This window comes from Pseudoalteromonas sp. PAR1 (assembly GCF_947311895.1).
In the GTDB taxonomy this organism is placed as follows: Bacteria; Pseudomonadota; Gammaproteobacteria; order Enterobacterales; family Alteromonadaceae; genus Pseudoalteromonas; species Pseudoalteromonas lipolytica_C.
This window is the reverse complement of sequence record NZ_CAMZMY010000041.1, coordinates 1-17226: the sequence shown is the minus strand read 5'-3', so window position 1 is coordinate 17226 and position 17226 is coordinate 1. Positions and strand designations below refer to the sequence as shown.

General features: G+C 41.9%; 21 protein-coding genes and 1 tRNA gene. 11 read left to right on the top strand and 11 right to left on the bottom strand.

Going from position 1 to position 17226, the window contains the following annotated elements; translation table 11 throughout:
• Positions 1-130: 130 nt before the first annotated feature.
• The 3 genes from QL229_RS20235 (at position 131) to QL229_RS20225 (ending at position 1648) form a co-directional block, all read left to right on the top strand.
• Positions 131-223, top strand: a tRNA-Ser gene (locus QL229_RS20235).
• Between the two features lie 113 nt (positions 224-336).
• Positions 337-816: an RNA-binding protein gene (locus QL229_RS20230; protein ID WP_281547353.1), complete on the top strand. Its 480-nt coding sequence runs from the start codon at positions 337-339 to the stop codon at positions 814-816.
• Between the two features lie 64 nt (positions 817-880).
• Positions 881-1648, top strand: a complete 768-nt coding sequence (locus QL229_RS20225; protein ID WP_281547352.1) for an MBL fold metallo-hydrolase — start codon at positions 881-883, stop codon at positions 1646-1648.
• Here the strand turns inward: QL229_RS20225 and QL229_RS20220 are convergent, their stop codons facing one another.
• Both QL229_RS20220 and QL229_RS20215 read right to left on the bottom strand, forming a co-directional pair.
• The gene (locus tag QL229_RS20220) at positions 1649-2776 is read right to left on the bottom strand and encodes an aminotransferase class V-fold PLP-dependent enzyme (RefSeq protein WP_281547351.1); all 1128 of its coding nucleotides are present in this window, start codon (positions 2774-2776) and stop codon (positions 1649-1651) included.
• Positions 2776-3945, bottom strand: coding sequence for a monodechloroaminopyrrolnitrin synthase PrnB family protein (locus tag QL229_RS20215; RefSeq protein WP_281547350.1), 1170 nt, complete (start codon positions 3943-3945; stop codon positions 2776-2778). Before QL229_RS20215 ends, QL229_RS20220 begins: the two co-directional genes overlap by 1 nt.
• Before the next feature lie 113 nt (positions 3946-4058).
• Between QL229_RS20215 and QL229_RS20210 the strand changes: the two genes are divergently transcribed.
• The 3 genes from QL229_RS20210 to QL229_RS20200 all read left to right on the top strand — a co-directional run bounded on the left by QL229_RS20210 (position 4059) and on the right by QL229_RS20200 (position 7092).
• Positions 4059-4520, top strand: a complete 462-nt coding sequence (locus tag QL229_RS20210) for an Lrp/AsnC family transcriptional regulator (RefSeq protein ID WP_281547349.1) — start codon at positions 4059-4061, stop codon at positions 4518-4520.
• A gap of 68 nt (positions 4521-4588) precedes the next feature.
• Positions 4589-5956 carry an alpha/beta fold hydrolase gene (locus tag QL229_RS20205; protein WP_281547348.1) on the top strand — a complete coding sequence of 456 codons (1368 nt, stop codon included), beginning with the start codon at positions 4589-4591 and terminating at the stop codon, positions 5954-5956.
• Positions 5953-7092 (top strand): GNAT family N-acetyltransferase, encoded by a 1140-nt coding sequence (locus QL229_RS20200; protein ID WP_281547347.1) that lies wholly within the window; start codon positions 5953-5955, stop codon positions 7090-7092. Before QL229_RS20205 ends, QL229_RS20200 begins: the two co-directional genes overlap by 4 nt.
• Here the strand turns inward: QL229_RS20200 and QL229_RS20195 are convergent.
• Positions 7069-7659, bottom strand: coding sequence for a DUF938 domain-containing protein (locus tag QL229_RS20195; protein WP_138557900.1), 591 nt, complete (start codon positions 7657-7659; stop codon positions 7069-7071). The two genes, QL229_RS20200 and QL229_RS20195, sit on opposite strands and share 24 nt — an antisense overlap.
• 183 nt (positions 7660-7842) lie before the next feature.
• Between QL229_RS20195 and QL229_RS20190 the strand changes: the two genes are divergently transcribed.
• The 5 genes from QL229_RS20190 (at position 7843) to QL229_RS20170 (ending at position 10912) form a co-directional block, all read left to right on the top strand.
• On the top strand, positions 7843-8037 hold the full coding sequence (locus QL229_RS20190) for a hypothetical protein (RefSeq protein WP_054554610.1): 195 nt from the start codon (positions 7843-7845) through the stop codon (positions 8035-8037).
• Positions 8038-8143: 106 nt separating this feature from the next.
• Positions 8144-8509 (top strand): hypothetical protein, encoded by a 366-nt coding sequence (locus tag QL229_RS20185; RefSeq protein WP_167658784.1) that lies wholly within the window; start codon positions 8144-8146, stop codon positions 8507-8509.
• An 8-nt stretch (positions 8510-8517) separates the two neighbouring features.
• Positions 8518-9894 carry a class II fumarate hydratase gene (locus QL229_RS20180; protein WP_281547346.1) on the top strand — a complete coding sequence of 459 codons (1377 nt, stop codon included), beginning with the start codon at positions 8518-8520 and terminating at the stop codon, positions 9892-9894.
• Between the two features lie 123 nt (positions 9895-10017).
• Positions 10018-10497 carry a hypothetical protein gene (locus QL229_RS20175; protein ID WP_281547345.1) on the top strand — a complete coding sequence of 160 codons (480 nt, stop codon included), beginning with the start codon at positions 10018-10020 and terminating at the stop codon, positions 10495-10497.
• A 13-nt stretch (positions 10498-10510) separates the two neighbouring features.
• Entirely contained in the window at positions 10511-10912 is a 402-nt protein-coding gene (locus tag QL229_RS20170) for a hypothetical protein (RefSeq protein WP_138557902.1), read from the top strand.
• Here QL229_RS20170 and QL229_RS20165 read toward each other — a convergent pair.
• The 8 genes from QL229_RS20165 to QL229_RS20130 form a co-directional block, all read right to left on the bottom strand.
• Positions 10905-11090, bottom strand: a complete 186-nt coding sequence (locus QL229_RS20165) for a hypothetical protein (protein ID WP_054554683.1) — start codon at positions 11088-11090, stop codon at positions 10905-10907. The two genes, QL229_RS20170 and QL229_RS20165, sit on opposite strands and share 8 nt — an antisense overlap.
• A gap of 65 nt (positions 11091-11155) precedes the next feature.
• Positions 11156-11473: a hypothetical protein gene (locus QL229_RS20160; protein WP_281547344.1), complete on the bottom strand. Its 318-nt coding sequence runs from the start codon at positions 11471-11473 to the stop codon at positions 11156-11158.
• On the bottom strand, positions 11470-12108 hold the full coding sequence (locus QL229_RS20155; RefSeq protein ID WP_135923116.1) for a DUF4178 domain-containing protein: 639 nt from the start codon (positions 12106-12108) through the stop codon (positions 11470-11472). Before QL229_RS20155 ends, QL229_RS20160 begins: the two co-directional genes overlap by 4 nt.
• A gap of 71 nt (positions 12109-12179) precedes the next feature.
• Positions 12180-12872 (bottom strand): PspA/IM30 family protein, encoded by a 693-nt coding sequence (locus tag QL229_RS20150; RefSeq protein ID WP_135923115.1) that lies wholly within the window; start codon positions 12870-12872, stop codon positions 12180-12182.
• A gap of 24 nt (positions 12873-12896) precedes the next feature.
• Positions 12897-13310, bottom strand: coding sequence for a DUF2170 family protein (locus tag QL229_RS20145; RefSeq protein ID WP_063700564.1), 414 nt, complete (start codon positions 13308-13310; stop codon positions 12897-12899).
• Between the two features lie 79 nt (positions 13311-13389).
• A complete protein-coding gene (locus tag QL229_RS20140; RefSeq protein WP_281547343.1) occupies positions 13390-15111 on the bottom strand; it encodes a polyamine aminopropyltransferase in 1722 nt (573 codons plus the stop codon).
• Between the two features lie 3 nt (positions 15112-15114).
• On the bottom strand, positions 15115-16014 hold the full coding sequence (locus QL229_RS20135; RefSeq protein WP_281547342.1) for a DUF350 domain-containing protein: 900 nt from the start codon (positions 16012-16014) through the stop codon (positions 15115-15117).
• Between the two features lie 30 nt (positions 16015-16044).
• Positions 16045-16977, bottom strand: a complete 933-nt coding sequence (locus QL229_RS20130; protein WP_135923112.1) for a CHAD domain-containing protein — start codon at positions 16975-16977, stop codon at positions 16045-16047.
• Positions 16978-17226: the final 249 nt, after the last annotated feature.

Sequence of the window (17226 nt, the reverse complement as noted above, 5' to 3'; positions counted from 1 at the left end):
GTGGTCGAATGCACCGGTCTTGAAAACCGGCAGGGGTTTGTAGCCCCTCTAGGGTTCAAATCCCTATCTCTCCACCACTTATTTTTATTTGTTGATTAATTTCAGCAAGTTACAATCAGAATTATGCGTTGGAGAGGTGGCCGAGTGGCCGAAGGCGCTCCCCTGCTAAGGGAGTATAGGGTTTGTAGCTCTATCGAGGGTTCGAATCCCTCCTTCTCCACCATTTTATTATTTAAAACCGCTTTTTAGCGGTTTTTTTATGCCTAAAAAACTTGCACACTTCAGTTAATTTCATGCATGCTAAATGTATATATATTAGTCAAAGTGATTAGTGCTATGCTCCGTTTTGCCTCTTTCGCTGCAGCCTTGTTGCTCAGCTTTTACAGCCAAGCCACGATCTATAAATGTATGATCGATAATGTTGCCACGTTTTCGCAGCAACCATGTGGTAAAGATGCCGAAATAGTTAATATCACTCCACCACCCAAAACCAAGCTACCACCAGAAAAAACGCAAGAGACAAATGAGCTAAGTGTTGAAAACTTTCTCAAAATCAAAGAAGCTGATCGCGAAATTGAGCGCTTAAAACTAGAAAGTAAAGAATTACAAAAAAAGCAAAACGAGCGTATAAAAAAAGTGTACGAAATGACCCAAGATGCTGCAAATAGACTAGGTGCAGCATCGATCGATGATGCCATTAAAAAACAAAGTGAGCGCATCAATGCCTACTATAACAGCCAGTTAAGTATCATAAATAAGCAGATTGAAAAACTAGAAGAGAGTAAAAGGCTACTTACAGAGAAGCAAGACTTCTAACTTACCTAAACTGGTCAGACATGCTATAACAGGGTTTATTAAATTATTAAGGCCTTATGTAGCAATGCACATTCATACTTTAGAAGGTTATATTCAAAACATCTATTTGGTTGAATATCCAGACAAACTAATGCTGCTTGATGGCTGTTGCCGTGCCGATGTTGATACCGTGTTTGATTATATCACCGAGCAACTAAAGCGCCCTGTTACCGACCTAAAACTAATTGTAGTTACCCACATGCACCCAGATCATGCCGGTGGTGCGCATGCATTAAGAAAGTTAAGCGGTGGCAAAATAGCCACGTCGAATGCCCCTGGGCAATGGTATAGAGGTATTGATGGCTTCTTAATGCATTTAACCGATATCGCTTTGGCTTGGTGGGTTGCGGGGAGATTAAATAAAAAACGCCACAACCTTTGGTACAACCGCCATCTCGATGCCGACTATTATCTTGCTACCGATGCAATTTTACCCGGCTTTGATGACTGGCAAGCACTTCACACCCCCGGTCATACCGACCGAGATATCAGCTTATACCATATTCCCAGCGAGAGAATTTACATTGCTGATTTACTGGTAAAAGTAAAAGGGCAGCTCGTGCCACCCTTTCCTGTTTTTTACCCAAAGCTGTATTTAAACTCTTTACTGATGTTAAAAGCCTTACAACCAAAACGGATTATGTTTGCCCACAGTAACGAAGTCGGTATTGATGACATCGACTTTGAGCAAATTTTAGCGCTGGTCCCCAAAAAACCAATGACGCACTGGCGTTCCGTCAAAGCAAAGGCCCGACAAGCACTTAACCTAATACCAACTCGCAATAACACTTAATTAAGCGTGTTGGTATAAAGCGCTTTTCACAGTCTTGATAAATGTATCAATATCCTGCTGATCATTATAAATATGAGCAGAGACTCTTAAACCTAAGTGACGCTCATCAACAGCAATATTCGCAGCTTCAAGCGCAGCTTTAACAGCCGCTTGTTGCTCGCCAAAATGCATAATGGCCGTTCCAGAGCATTTGTCAGCCTGTATCGGTGAGCGCATATAATCAGCTAATTGGTCATGAAACTGAGCGAGCATAGCTAAGTTATGAGCGCGTACTTTCTCAATCCCAAGCTCTGCAAAGTAATTAATACTATGGGATGCCAAAATATAAGGTGCAACTGAAGGGGTACCGCCCCAAAAGCGTAGCGCGGTTTGATGATAAGCAAAGTGCTTAATATCAAATTCAAACGGGTTTTGATGTGAAAACCAACCAACATCTTTTGGCTGACAAAGTGATAGCTGCTTGCTGTTAACCCATAAATAAGCAGCACCAGGCCCACCGCATAGCCATTTTACACTCGAGCCCAGCATAAAATCGGCATCAAGCTTAGTTAAGTCGACCTCTAAAATACCCGCAGACTGCGCAACATCAAGTAAGCTCAATGTGTTGTGTTGTTTCGCGATATTTATAATTTCGTGAATAGGCGCTTGTTGACCCGTGTTTGAGTAAACATGGCTAATAAATACTAAATCAATATCATTATTCGCTAAATATGACTGCCAAACCTGCGCACTGGTTAAATCTTCATGCTTATCAATAAACACGATTTCAGTACTTTCCGGTAAGGCTTTTTGCATTGCAAAACCCATGCTTGGAAAGTCACTTTCGGCCATCAACACTTTACAATTTTCTTGTTGAAGTCGCGGGTGCGACATCAAAAGCTTTGTTAAACCACTCGATAAGTTAACTTGTGGACAAAACAACTCACTGTGCGAGTTAAATAACCTAGCGAGGCTACTCGTAAACGCCTCTACACCTTGCAACCACTGTTGCCATGGCTCTTTATTTTCATTTTGCCAAGCTGCAAAAAACTGCTGATGGAAATGCTGCTCAGCAGATTTTAAGGGTCGCCCAACAGAGTGGTTAAGTAAATAGCTGCCTTGTGGAATTACAAAATCGTCTTTATTCATTACTTAATCCACTGTTTTAACATAGTTAAATCATCGAAACGGGTGCGAATATCATCCCGTTTTGCTGCCGCACGGCGATCACGTAACTGCTCTAATGAGTTAAGTAATACATGTAAAGGCGGCCCACTGGCAGTGACTTTATCCATATGTTGTTGCTGCATTTGCTGTGAAGGCTGCGCAATGTATTTACTAACCAATTGATTATGGTGACCAATCGCAGTATCACCATGCAGTTGGCACACTTGAATAAACAGCTTTAAGTTAGTTTGTAGCCACTCGCTATCGCGCTCAGCTTCTGCTGCTAAAAAGTCATCCATAATACTTGTCATACGCATACTTTCACGCAGAATCTGCTGATCTTCAGGCATCATATACAAGAATTTATCCACCAGCATTTGCGAGTAGCTAGGTTCATTGGCAAAACAAAGACCAAGCAATAAATCGATGACATTAATGCCCGCAAAATCACCGGCATTCGCACCACGATACACCTCTTTACCTACTCGATAAGGCTTGTAATACGGGCGTACACAATAGAAAAAACGGTCTGTATCGAGCTTGTTGTATAACGTATTGTTCGACTCAATTACATCAAGCAGTGCTTGCTTTGCCACGGCAAGTAAATCTGCCGTGATAGGGTGCGATATTCCTAACGGCTGAATTTTTAATAAAGCATCCGCTGCACGCTTATACGCTAAAATGCCCTTAGTATTATAATCAACAAAGATTTTCTCATCTTCAAGGTCAGTAAAGCGCTTATACAAACCATCAACCGCTTTGTTGTGGGTGGTTAAATGCGCCGTTGCAAAACGCGGGGTAACACCAATAGATGCACCGATGTGCATTGCCAATGCAGAGGCTTCAACAAGGGGTGAGCTTGTTTCACGAGAAGGCTCAGTGATCTCATGTCGACGGCATGCCGCCATATACAAGCCAACATTACCTAATAAGTCGAAAGCGTTATCAAACCCTTCATCGGTATTACCCTCTGCAAGTAAAGCACGAATATGCTCATTACCTTCTTGCTCTAATTGACGCTTAAGGTGCTCACCGACACCCTCTACATTCGCTTTATCGTCTTGTTGCCAATATAGTTTTTCTAGTTCGCTATTGATCTCAACAAAACGAGTGCGAAGCCAGCTATCAAATGCCTTGGTGTTCTCAGTCACAGGCTCACTCCAAAATAATTATATTGCGATAATGTTAACAGAGTTCAATGAGTGCTAATCGCCAAAATATAGACTAGAATCCACCTAGATTAGTGAAAATCACTCAAATTAAAATGAAATTAGATAAAAAAGACCAACAATTACTTAATGCTCTACAAGACAATGCAAGAACTTCTGTCTCAGATCTGGCACAGTCTGTTAGCCTGTCAGATACCCCTTGCCTGCGCCGCATTAAAAAGCTCGAATCAGCGAATGTGATCAGTGGTTACCATGCTGCAATTAATCCTAAAGCGGTTAATTTAAACGTGTCTGTGTATGCCTTTGTACGCTTAAACCAAAACTCAGTTGCCGCTGCTGAGCAATTTGAACAAAAAGTAGCAAAACTTGAACATGTGCTTGAGTGCTCAGTTATTTCAGGTAGTTATGATTATCTACTCAAGATTGTTGCTACAGATTTAGAAAGCTATGAAAGCTTTGTGAAACATAAATTAGGTAGTATTGATTGCATTGCTAACATCGAGTCGACGGTGGTCTTAAAACAAGCATTCACTAAGCGCCATTTACCGCTAGCTTGACGCAGCTTGCTTGCAAATAAAACATAACTCGATAAGCTAAAAACAGGCTTTAAAAGGACGCTTAAAATATGAAATTCATAAACTTAGTTGCTATCTCTTTGTCCATCAGTGGACTATTTAGCAGCCCATTAATGGCACAGCAGCAAACCTGCCTTTCTCAGCTTGAAGACCAAAAACTGATGATGAAAAGTAAGCGCGAAGGACTGTTTAGAGAGCCATTACCACGCAGCCATAGCACCTTTAGCTATAATATCGAGCAAGCATTTAGTGACTATTTAACCGCTGCTTACCTTGAAATTAGCAGTGAAAATCCGCGAGCGAACTTACCATGCCCAGTTTATACCGATACCTATCAGCAACTTGTTGCACAAGGTTCTCGACCTGCTAACGCAACAATTGCCGATTTAATTAGCCCATTCGAACTTAAACAGGCCGATAGCCGCAAAGCTGTACTTTTAATCCATGGTTTAACCGACTCTCCATTTACCTACCATGACCTTGCACAGGTGTATTATCAACAAGGTTATACAGTTCGCACAATTTTACTGCCGGGGCATGGTACTGCCGCAGCAGCTTTGCAAGAGGTTGATGCTGATGATTGGCGAAAAGCCAGTGTGTATGCCATTGAGCGCACATTAAAAGACTTTGATCAGGTAATATTAGGGGGCTACTCAACGGGTGCAGCACTGGTTGTTGATTACTTAACTCAAGCTCCTGTTGATAATAAAATTACTGCTGCGATGTTGTTTTCACCAGCAAGTGAGCCACACAATAAAAACGGTTGGTTGGCCAAATGGGTCGATGCAATTCCATTTGTTAATTGGATTGATAAAGACGCGGATCTGGATTTTGCTAAGTATGAGTCGTTTCCATTTAGTGCAGCTTCAGCTAGCCACGAAGCAATGAGCCGTATTAGCCTTGATGAGCTTCGTTATCGTCAACTGCCGAATGTCGCAATATTTAGCACCTTTAGTGATGTTGACACTACAATAGATAATCAAGCGACCTTTAAATTACTAGCTAAACTGCACGACCCAAAAGCGCGTAAAAATAACCAGCTTGATCGGCTAGTTTACTACGGTAACGACGATAATATTCCAGCCAACTTTCCTGCTGATTACCACATAATCCGTGATGACTGCGATACCGATGACTGTAAAAAGATCAAAGGGATGTCACACATTAGTATCGTTAATAAACCCAGTAATCCTTACTATGGCCGTAAAGCTTCGTATCGCAATTGCGGCAGCTACTTAGATGACGATAAACTTTATACAGCCTGCAAATACCAAAAAGACATCGTGATGGGTGAGCGCACAGTCGAAAATTTACAAGCACACAAACCCTTTGCACGACTCACGTTTAACCCTTATTTCGATAAGCTAGCTATGCATATAAACAACTTCATCAAAGATATAGAATCGGCTGCACAATGAGTGAGTTTAGTCACCGCTGGTTTAATCAAATAAGCGAGATTGATGCCGCACTTTGGCAGTCATTTTTTGATGATACACCCTTTACTGATCACGCTTTTTTAGCGGCTTTAGAACAAACGGGCTGTGTGAGTGAAGAGTCGGGCTGGCAACCCATGCACTTAGCAATTTACCAGCAAGAACAGGTCATAGCCTTACTACCGGGGTATCTAAAACATCATTCTTATGGTGAATATGTATTTGACTGGGCTTGGGCTGAAGCTTATCAACAGCATGGCTTAGAATATTACCCTAAATGGCTGTGTGGCGTACCATTCACGCCTATTGCAGGGCAAAGAGTTAGTATTAACTATGTAGCCCCCGCTGAAGTCTTTGCTTACATTCAGCACATACTCACAGCAACAGCAGCGCAGTTAGGCTGGTCAGGTTGGCATATAAATTTTTGCCACCAGCAACAAGCGACTGCATTAACTAGCGACACCGTAATGCAACGTCATGGCGTGCAGTTTCAGTGGTTTAATGAAGACTATAAATGCTTTGATGATTTTTTAGCTTCACTCACCGCAAGAAAGCGTAAATCGCTCAAAAAAGAACGCGCTAAAATAACTGAACAACAGATAGTCATAGAATGGCTCGAAGGTACTGACATCAGCAAGCAGCACATGCAGCAATTTAGTCATTTTTACCGCCAAACCTATTTGAAGCGCTCAGGCCACAATGGTTATTTGAATACCGCCTTTTTCGAATTATTACAGCAGAGCATGGCCGACAAACTGGTGTTAATGTTCGCTAAGTATCAAGGAGAGGTGATTGCCGCCACACTCAGTTTTAAAGATAAGAATTGTTTATATGGTCGTTACTGGGGAACAAATTATGAGCTTGATAGTTTGCACTTTGAGCTTTGCTACTATCAAGGCATTGAGTACTGCATTGCCAACAAACTTAAACAGTTCCACTCTGGCGCGCAAGGTGAGCATAAAATAAGTCGCGGATTTAAGCCCGTATATACCTATTCACTGCATCATATTCAGCACGGTGATTTTGCAGCAGCCATTAATGATTTTATTCGCAGAGAACGCCAACATATGGCGCTCTATAAAGCACAATGCGAAAGCTTACTGCCGTTTAAACAGCAATAATTGGTTGTTCGCTGGCATTTGCACATCTTCAACAAAGGTTAAGCCAGCTTGCTCTGCAAGTTGGCAAATCGCTTCAAAATCACGAATTGCACTATTAGCATCTTGCTGTTTTAAAAAAGCATCAAACTCAGCATTACTGGCACTGGTATACTTACCTTGATACTTAAATGGCCCATAAATACATAACTTTCCTTTAGGCGCTAAATGCTTTGCTACCCCTTGAAAAAAGCGCTCCACCAGTGGCCAACTAATAATGTGCATCGTATTCGCGGTGAAAATAGCATTCACTTTATCAACAGGCCAAGGATCATTAAGATCGAGTGTGAGTGGTGCATGCAAGTTAGTTAGTGCAGCTTCTTGATGCCATTGTAATATCCCAGGGTGATTAACCTCACGATCACTACAATGCCACTGCAAGTGTGCTAAATGCGTTGCAAAATGCACGCTATGTTGCCCGGTACCTGAGCCAACCTCTAATACATTCGTTACATCAGAAAAGAACTCTTTTAATACCTTTAAAATAGGTGACTTATTGTTTTCACAGGCTTGAGAGAAGGGTTTATCCATACAAATTAATGCACCATGTTTGGTAATTAGTGCACAACAGTAAAGCAAAAATAATCACTAAAGTCGCGGGTAATTTATTAGATAAAAATATAAAAACAACAAATTCAAAAGCTTATCTATTTTTATCAATATTGGTACAGCTTATGCTATTTCATAAGTGAATTAATCAATAGGAGCAACATTATGTATATCTCACCCTACACCGCTGTAGATGCAGCACTTGCAGCCAGCGAACGTGCTGAAAGCGAAAAAGCCGCCTTAACTAGTTGTGACGACAGAGCAACCGTTATCGACCTTCTTTCTCAATGTAACAAAGAAAATGTACAGGCGCCGAAAAAACATGAAACAGACCAGATTTTTATTCTCGGCTACAATTAATCACACACAGTTAATCCATTCAGTCTTAGCTTCACTAGATAAGACTTGCACTAAAACCGATTAGCTGTAATGATAACTATTATCATTACAGCTAATCGGTTTTTCTATGCACTCTCACAATGCTATGCTCCAGTATCAGCGGCAAATGAAATGTGTTTGCCAAAGACCAGGGCTACATGCCCCAGCACTTGTTGCTAACTATGTTGAAGCGGGTTTGAACATTGCACGCTATTACGAAAAACATCACAACTTTATTTTGCAAGAGCTGTATCTAAGACGCACCTTTCATGAACTACTTGAAAAGATGTGTGATTCATTAGTGCATAATGCAATTCGTAAACAATGTTTGGCCCAGCTTTATAAACCGCAACTTGCGCTAAAGCGTTACTACAAAACTCATAACTGTATTGAAAAGTATTTCAGTTTGGAGCGAGAAGCGTGCCTTCTCAGCCAAGAATTTAACCCGATTTAGGAGTGTTTATGAGCCAATTTAGAACCGAATCAGATAGCATGGGTGAACTACAAGTCCCTGCCAATGCTTTGTATCAAGCTCAAACGCAACGTGCTATCAATAATTTTAAAATTAGTGGCTTAGCCATGCCTAAGCAATTTATCACCGCCCTTGCCTACATTAAACAAGCTGCCGCGCAAAGCAATGCAGCTTTAGGCCATTTGAGCCAAGGTAAAGCAAAAGCAATTGAGCAAGCATGCCAAGAGATCATCGACGGTAAACATTTTTCAGAGTTTCCAGTTGATGTATTTCAGACCGGCTCAGGTACTAGCTCAAATATGAATGCCAATGAAGTTATTGCAACACTAGCGAGTAAATTTGCAGGCGAAACCATTCACCCCAACGATGATGTGAACATGGGACAAAGCTCAAATGATGTGATCCCTACTGCGATTGCGGTAAGTAGCGCCATTAACATCATTTATGAACTATTTCCTAAACTCGATAAACTCAGTCAAAGCCTTCAAAACAAACAAGCCGAAGTGGGCCATATTGTTAAAACTGGCCGCACTCATTTAATGGATGCAATGCCTGTGAGTTTTGCACAAACATTGGCTGCATGGCAGTTACAAGTGGATCATGCAATGGCTGGGATTCGCCAAGCACTTGAGCGAGTTTGTGAACTTGCGCAAGGTGGCACAGCCGTAGGTACCGGTATTAATGCCGACCCTGTGTTTGCCGGTGAGTTTTGCCAACACTTGAGTGAGAATGTCGGTATTCGCTTTAGCCCAAGCAAAAACTTCTTTTACAACATAGGATCACAAGACGCCATTGTTGCGCTGTCAGGTCAGCTAAAGGTACTTGCTGTAGCACAAATGAAAATAGCCAATGACTTACGCTGGATGAACTCAGGCCCTCTTGCTGGCCTTGGTGAAATTGAGCTTGAAGCTTTACAACCAGGCTCATCAATTATGCCGGGTAAAGTAAACCCAGTGATCCCTGAAGCTGCCGCTATGGTCAGCGCACAAGTCATTGGTAATGACGCCACCATTACAGTGGCTGGTCAAGCAGGTAATTTTGAGCTCAATGTGATGCTACCTGTGATTGCCCTAAACATTTTGCAAAGTATTGAACTGCTGGCAAATAGCAGTGAAGCACTGGCAAATAAAGCGATTGCCAGCTTCAAAGTAAACCAAAGCAATGTTGATAAAGCGCTCGCTAAAAACCCAATTCTGGTTACCGCACTTAATCCGGTGATCGGCTATAGCAAAGCGGCAAAAATTGCCAAATTAGCTTACCAAGAAGGTCGCCCTATTATTGATGTTGCTGCAGAGCATACTGATATTTCGCGCGAAGAATTGAGTGAATTACTTGACCCTGCCAAACTAACCCAAGGTGGTTTATAGAACTTTTATCCTACTGTAGCTCTGTGAATACAGAGCTACTTACTGAAAGCTAACGTTTTTATTGCTCCACTTTGAGCAATGTGTATGATAGTGAGTACTTATTCAACGATTTTTAGGTATGTTATGCGCTATCCTCTATTGGCAATTTTATTTCCTGTGTTATTAACTGCGTGTTCGGACAATAATGAGCAAGCCGAATCAACGGCAACCAGCAATAAACTTGTCGAGGCGCCAAAAGCCGTTGAAATAAAAAACGCTGAAGAAGTGAGCAAAGCAGCCCCAGATAAAGCCACTATTAGCTCTGCCCACAAACAACTTAAACAGCTAATCGATGATCCAAGCTGTGACAACAGCAGCCAATGTAAAGTATTACCTGTTGGTAGTCGCGCCTGTGGTGGGCCAAGTAGCTTCATTGTTTATTCAAGCAAAACAGCTAACACTGCTGAGGTTGAAAAACTTGCAAAAGACATCACCGCCCTTGAAAAGCAATTTAACGCAGCAAACGACATGATGAGTATTTGTCAGCATCTAACCGCACCGGGTGCGCAGTGTTCTGAGAATACTTGTGTTAGAATCGAAGGCTCAGCGGCAAGTGTATACTAAGGAATAAGCAATAATGGTTCGTTCATCGACTTTTAAGAAACTTTTCATCACCACAACTGTGTTAGCAAGTATTGCTTTAACTGGTTGTGAAACAACAACGTCAGGTAGTTCTGCACGCGTTGATTTAGGTGATTTAAATGATCAGCTGAACGATATCGTTAGTAATAATAGCTGTAATGCAAGCTTTCAATGTAAGGTGTTAGAAGTCGGTGAACGAGCATGTGGTGGCCCAAGTCGCTATGTGGTCTATTCAACGTTAAACACCGCACAAGAACAAGCGGAGCAACTTGCAGAGCGAATTACAGCGGCTGAGAAGTCATCTGAGCAAGCATTAACCGTTAACGATTGCTCTCCTGTCCTGCCGGTACAATCACTGTGTATTTCACAGCAGTGCCAAGCAATCGAGATTAAGTAAACAATGCAATAAGGCCGGATACTATCACCACGCTGATGATACAAATCCCGGCCTTATAAATGTACTTTACCTGCATTGTATTATGCACCCAGTAAGCGTAAATGTAGCGAACAAAGTAACTTGCTGCAGTGCCAAATAATGCAAAAATAACTAAATACGCAAGTAAAATAATATCCAAAGTCATGTCACTTCTTTAAAACATCTAGTCTCAGTGTAAGGGCTTAAAGAAGTAAAGGCAAAACCTTAGCTTTTTTTACTGTGCGCAATGAGTAGTTCTGCCACACGCTGTTTCACAGCTCGCTTATCATCAGCAGCAACACCAAACCGCTCAGCCAATAGGGCAATTTCTTCATCATTTAAGTTAAACGATAAACGCTGTCTGGTTTTTTTCGACTTAACGTCGAGCTCCAAAATCTTACGTATCATATCTGATGGCGTAAGCTCTTGGTCAATGGCTTGCTTCTTAATTGATTTTTGCACTTCAGAGCTTAAATCAAACGCCATTTGTGTGGCTCTAACTGCTTGATCCTGACGCTGCCACTTAGCTTTTGCATCACTCACTTGGCATCCCCAGGAAATAAGTCAACAATATCGCTAATTGGTCTGGTTAACGTCAGTGATACCTCTGTTTCACCGCCTTCCCAAATTTCAATATTTAAACTATGCGATTCATCATCAGAGCTTAAACAGATCATTTCACACGGCTCACCGCCCTCGTCTTCATAGCGAGGTAAAGGCTTATTACGGTAGTCCTTATTATGGAAATAACACACATAAGGTGCTTCTGTTTGTTTGTAGCTCGATGCCAAAAAGTGACTAAAACGTTCTGGGCTATTTTGTACATTAATTGCCGTTAATTCGTCTTCATCAAAAATACGAGCGAACTCATCAAGAGTAAAAATTTCATCAACATCATCGCGTTGAATTTTGATCGCAAAGTGTGCCCACTGTTCACCGTCATCTGACTCGATTTGCAAAAACACCACTTGGCCCGATTCGCTTTCGAGTACCAACTCATACTCTGCACTACGTTGATACTGATACGTTTGCACATCAGTAACTCGCAAAGTCTGTCCTTTTAACCAGCTTGGGTAAGCAAACGAATCAATCACAGTTAACATATCACCAACGAGTAATTGGCTTGGATCAGTAAGCTGACGCTCTGGAGCTTTTTTAGATTTAAAAAAGTTAAACATTGGCTGACTCCTTGTTGAAGTAAAAAAGGTAACCCAGTGCGTGGGTTACCTTTTGTCTTTCCGTTAACTGATTAGCTATTTTGTTTTGCTTTAATACGCGCCAAAATATCCGCGCTTTTCGGGCTCGTATCACCAATACCCGCTTCAGCCATTTTCGCTTTTAAATCATCGCCGTTAGTGTCAGCTTCTAATTGCTTAGCCGCACCTAACTGGTCTTGGCGGTCTTGCTGGCGTTGTTTAATACGCTCTAGAGACTCACGTGCTGATGTCATTGATGAGCTATTCGTATTTAGCGTGCTGTTTACAGCCATTGTTGCTTGCTGCACACTTTCTGTCGTTTTAACCATCGTTAGTTGGCGTTGGTTTTCTTTAATCGACTTTTCAGCTTCTTTAACTTGCTGCTTTAGTTGCACAATGTGGTTACTAAAACCAGCTAACACTTCTTCGTGCTCTGCTTTCTCAGCTTCAAAATCACCGATTTTTTCAGCAATTTCTAATGCAAGAGCTTCGTTGCCTTTTTCAAGCGCTTGGCCTGCATACGCCTCATGTTCAGCAATTGATGCATCTAGTGCGCTAATTTTACGTTTCGTTTGCATCTCTTTTGCCATTACTTCAGTCAGGCTTTTCTTAGCGCGTTGTAAGGCATTTTGTGCATCAGCAATTTCTTGTTCAAAGATACGGATACCGTTTGCATCAACAATTGCTTGTCCTGCTTCACGAGCGCCACCACGTACAGCTGTAAATAGTTTCTTTAAAATACTCATAATCTTAACTCCAGAAATTGCTAATTAATCGTTTAAATAAATGGTCACGGCTTCAAGCGCATCAATCGCATTGTCTGCCAGTGTTACCAACTCATGGGTAATATCATCAAACGATGAATTAACCGATAAGGCGCCAAAAATAGCGTACTTATCATCAATTTTTGCAAATGCGCTTAATGGAATTGGTACATTTAAACGTAGTAACGTTTCGTTTAACTCATTACGCATATCTGCTTGTACTTCGTCTTCAGCAAACAGGTAGCTAATACACAGTAATTGCTCTTCTGTTTGAGTAACAAAGATAGGTAACTCATCATTCCCATCGACGATAACTTGTAACACATCTTGCTCACCTTCGTTGGCAATCAAGAAAGACTCAAAGCTCACACCTTCCGTTTCAAAAGAAGCCAGTTTGATTGATAGTTCATTTAATTCCATGTCTCACCTTTTTACGTTTTGACATATTATGTCTGAGTTAAGATTTGCATAGCCGACATATTATGTCAACTATAAAATATCAATTTTTGTACAATTCGGTTTCAACTTGCCACGCTTGACGGTAATAATCATATAAGGTTCCAGAACCTAATCTATTGACTTCAATCGTGTTTACTTGTTCAAAAAAATGATTCGGAAATACAAAAGAAGCCAATAAATATTCTTTACTTACCCAACGAGATGGCACGGGTAATTCGTTAATTTCACGAATTCGCTGACTTGCTGATTTGCCAGCAGTGGTCGCGATTGTCCAACCCCATTGACCAAACGAAGGAATATTTTGCTGGTATTGCTCAACATAACCAAAACCAGCTGCTTTCATTGTTTTAGCAATACTCAAAAATGCTTTCTTCGCATGATAAGGCGATGTTGATTGCACAGCCACAGCCCCGTCAGGCGCCAATAGCTGACGCACATGATTATAAAAATAATCACTGTACATCTTATTGAGATCAGGGTGATTAGGGTCTGGTAGGTCAATCAAAATAGTGTCAAAACGCTCACCTTTAGCAAGCATTGCTTCGACTTCTAAAAATGCATCTGCAATACGAATATCAGCGCGAGGATCGCTCATAGAGTGATTATTAAGGCTTGTTAAACGTGTTCTGATCTCTTCTGGCGCATCATAGTCACCTACATCATTGCCAAATAAGTTTAACAGTTGACCATCTAAATCAACCAAGGTGACATGCTTTACAGGCCACTTCAAAACATCACGAAGTGCCAGCCCGTCACCACCGCCGATGATCAGTACACGGTCGTGGCGATTTGAAGCCAACATGGCAGGATAGACAAGCATTGAATGATAAATTTGCTCATCCACACTTGAGAACTGTAAACGGCCATTTAGATAAAGATCAGTAATTGCATTCGGCTGATTGCGACTCAAACGCTCAGTTAACACCAAGTGCTGATACTTAGTTGCTTGCGAGTAGATGACTTTATCTTTGTATAAAACATTACTTAGGTTTTTCATCCAGCTAGTGCCAAGCACAAGCACAAACGCAAAAAACACCAACAACAGTCCATGACAAATTAACAGTAGCTTAGCGAAGCGAACATGTTGATGATAGCGCCATAAGAACACGAGACCGGCAATAATATTAAATAATGCCGTCCAAGCTGCTGCTTGCATAATTGGCATCGCAAGCATAATACTCACCCAAATAGCAGCACCGACACCGGCACCAATATAATCTGCCCCGTAAATGGTACCCGCATTGTTTTCTAAAAAGCGCCCGTAGACTTGCTGACGAATACGCGCAATTAGCGGGATCTCCATACCGATTAATAGCCCAAGTAATAGACCAAACACATAGGGCAAGAAACGCGACCACTCTTGCAGCTTTTCAAACACGTAGCCGTTAAGTACGGTATCTGGAGGCAGGTTAAAAATTTCAGAGAAGATATGTGGTAATGAATAACTCACAGCGATTACACTCGCAATCGCTAAAATACAGCCCATGCCGACCAAAGCAATAATGCTCTCAAGCCAAGCAAAAGCAGTAAATGCATCTTTAAACCAACGCGCTAAAAATGCACCGATCCCCATTGCTACAATCATGGTGCCAATCATGGCATAAATGGCACTCTCGACCGAGCCTAAGACACGACCTGCATAATGAGATAGAAGATATTCATAAATAAGGCCGCACCCAGCGAGTACGGCCATAACAGATATTAATAGGAAATCATGCCCAAGTAGATTGGCTCTACTTGGGGCGCTTGTTGTAGTAGACACTAATTAGGCACCTAACAAGGTTGCCATAGTCGAACCAATCGCAAATGAAACCGCTGCTGAAATAGCGGCTACACCTACGTTCTTCTGACGGTTCACTTCGTCTGAAATATCACAACCAGATAGGATGATTTTGATAGTCACTAAGTGTAGTAAAATGAAGGCAACTAAACTTACCGCTGCACTTAATGCCCAGTAACCTAAACTAGCTACAATATTGTCAGCCGCATAAGGAGCAATACCTGATGCAGCGGTTAATGCCAATGCACTACCCACTAAAAAGCCAGCGTAACGAATACCTACCGCTAAGTTGCCGTCAATAACCGCCTGTTGTAAGCAGTCACCACTGCGATTAGTGCGCTTAAATAACTGCACTCGATATTGGCTGATCAGTAGCATCGCAATGCTGCCAATTGCAAAGGCCGCGATCACGATTGGAATACCATGCCAGCCTTCGGTTGCCACCCAAAATAAAGCTGAGCGAATCACAATAGCGACACTCACTACATGACCAAAATCAATCAGTGCAGCAGTTGCGTTACCTTTTACGATTTCATCATGTAGACTCACTTTACGAAGCGCTACCTTGTCTTGGAAGAAATGACCAAGCTTAATAAGCACAATTGCCATCACACCATAACCTAGCATTTGTAATGCTTCTTGATGTAAGGTCGGTGCAAATGAGCCGCTGCTTACACCACTAAGAACAATTGCCAGTGCCACAAGCCCCGCAGCAAAACTAATACCAAAAGCAAAATTGTCACGCTCAGTTATTTCATCATTAGCGTGTAAGTTAGATACCCAGCCTTTGATAAATTTTAGGCTGACAAATAAAGCGATAATGATTGCAAAGTCGATTGCTAAAGCTTGCAACGACCAAGTTGTTATTCCATTAAATTCATACATATGTTGTAACTCCGGTGGTTATTCTTTTCACTACTTACCGCGGCTAATGCCACGTGATGTTCTGCTCGAGCTGTTGCGTAATGACCCAGAGCTTTTACTGTAACTACTGCTAGAAGCATAGCTACTACGTGTGCGTGGCGGCGTATAGCTGCTACGGCTTAATCCAGATGCACCACTGCGCTTAGTGGCATACGGACTAGTGAATTGTTTACCTTGGCGTTGATAAGACTGACGAGTTCGCGTCTCTACAGTCTGTTGTGCTTTAATCTGTTTTGGACTCGAATAACGGTAACGGCCATAGTCATTGTAATAACTGTACTTTCTATGACGGCTCCAGCGACCATATTCAACTCGGTCAAATACATCACCCAACATGCGATACATTCCATACCAAACCCAAAAGCTGGTACCGCTGCTATTAGTTTGCCACTGCCCATAGTTAGGGTTGCCAACTAATTGGTTACCAACGCTTTCACCTTCAGCTGCTTCACTAATTGCACCAACCCGCGCTAGTGAGCCCTGCGACATATCGGCAAGCATATTAATAGGATCAGTCAGCGCATCCTGAAATAAAGATGGCTTGGCAGCATCACGAATAAGATCAAGTTGATGAAGGGTATCTTCATAAGGGGGTATTAGATAAGTAGACTTAACATCTGCTAAACGTTGTTTAAGACCTGTATAGATAGCCCCTTCACGAGTGGCATCAAGACTAATTACTCGCGCGATCTCAGAAAGTTGCGGCTGCTGCTCAGCAAGCACCTGTCCGTATTGTTTAAGTATCGTCGCATTACGCAAAGAGCCATTATCAAGCGCTGTACCAAGCTGATTTAATTCAACCTCAGCTTTTTCTATGGATTGTTGTATTGTTTGTTTAAGCTGCTCTTCTTTCGACTCACAGCCCATAAGCAAGCTTACCAAACAAAACAGGCTAATAAGTTTCCAAGCTTTTATTTGAGACATTCATGTCACCTGATTGTGGTTTAAAAACGCAAATAGTTTTACATAGCTCAGGTACTAAACCAAGATTAAAATTGCAACAAAGGGTAAATTGGGTAGTGAATTACTAGTTAGAAAGGGGAAAGTTTAAAGCCTGGCGTAGGTTGGGTAGAGCTAAGCGAAACCCAACACAGTTCTATCAGCTTTCAGCCGTCAGCTGCGCGGTGTGGGTGTTTGGTGCTGCGTCTTCCTCTACCGGAGGCTCTAGGTTCT

What these genes read in the sequence shown, in the direction of transcription:
- QL229_RS20230 (WP_281547353.1), top strand. Translation starts at nt 337, where the DNA reads ATGCTCCGTTTTGCCTCTTTCGCTGCAGCCTTGTTGCTCAGCTTTTAC.
- QL229_RS20225 (WP_281547352.1), top strand. Translation starts at nt 881, where the DNA reads ATGCACATTCATACTTTAGAAGGTTATATTCAAAACATCTATTTGGTT.
- QL229_RS20220 (WP_281547351.1), bottom strand. Translation starts at nt 2,776, where the DNA reads ATGAATAAAGACGATTTTGTAATTCCACAAGGCAGCTATTTACTTAAC.
- QL229_RS20210 (WP_281547349.1), top strand. Translation starts at nt 4,059, where the DNA reads ATGAAATTAGATAAAAAAGACCAACAATTACTTAATGCTCTACAAGAC.
- QL229_RS20205 (WP_281547348.1), top strand. Translation starts at nt 4,589, where the DNA reads ATGAAATTCATAAACTTAGTTGCTATCTCTTTGTCCATCAGTGGACTA.
- QL229_RS20200 (WP_281547347.1), top strand. Translation starts at nt 5,953, where the DNA reads ATGAGTGAGTTTAGTCACCGCTGGTTTAATCAAATAAGCGAGATTGAT.
- QL229_RS20195 (WP_138557900.1), bottom strand. Translation starts at nt 7,659, where the DNA reads ATGGATAAACCCTTCTCTCAAGCCTGTGAAAACAATAAGTCACCTATT.
- QL229_RS20190 (WP_054554610.1), top strand. Translation starts at nt 7,843, where the DNA reads ATGTATATCTCACCCTACACCGCTGTAGATGCAGCACTTGCAGCCAGC.
- QL229_RS20185 (WP_167658784.1), top strand. Translation starts at nt 8,144, where the DNA reads ATGCACTCTCACAATGCTATGCTCCAGTATCAGCGGCAAATGAAATGT.
- QL229_RS20180 (WP_281547346.1), top strand. Translation starts at nt 8,518, where the DNA reads ATGAGCCAATTTAGAACCGAATCAGATAGCATGGGTGAACTACAAGTC.
- QL229_RS20175 (WP_281547345.1), top strand. Translation starts at nt 10,018, where the DNA reads ATGCGCTATCCTCTATTGGCAATTTTATTTCCTGTGTTATTAACTGCG.
- QL229_RS20170 (WP_138557902.1), top strand. Translation starts at nt 10,511, where the DNA reads ATGGTTCGTTCATCGACTTTTAAGAAACTTTTCATCACCACAACTGTG.
- QL229_RS20155 (WP_135923116.1), bottom strand. Translation starts at nt 12,108, where the DNA reads ATGTTTAACTTTTTTAAATCTAAAAAAGCTCCAGAGCGTCAGCTTACT.
- QL229_RS20150 (WP_135923115.1), bottom strand. Translation starts at nt 12,872, where the DNA reads ATGAGTATTTTAAAGAAACTATTTACAGCTGTACGTGGTGGCGCTCGT.
- QL229_RS20145 (WP_063700564.1), bottom strand. Translation starts at nt 13,310, where the DNA reads ATGGAATTAAATGAACTATCAATCAAACTGGCTTCTTTTGAAACGGAA.
- QL229_RS20135 (WP_281547342.1), bottom strand. Translation starts at nt 16,014, where the DNA reads ATGTATGAATTTAATGGAATAACAACTTGGTCGTTGCAAGCTTTAGCA.
- QL229_RS20130 (WP_135923112.1), bottom strand. Translation starts at nt 16,977, where the DNA reads ATGTCTCAAATAAAAGCTTGGAAACTTATTAGCCTGTTTTGTTTGGTA.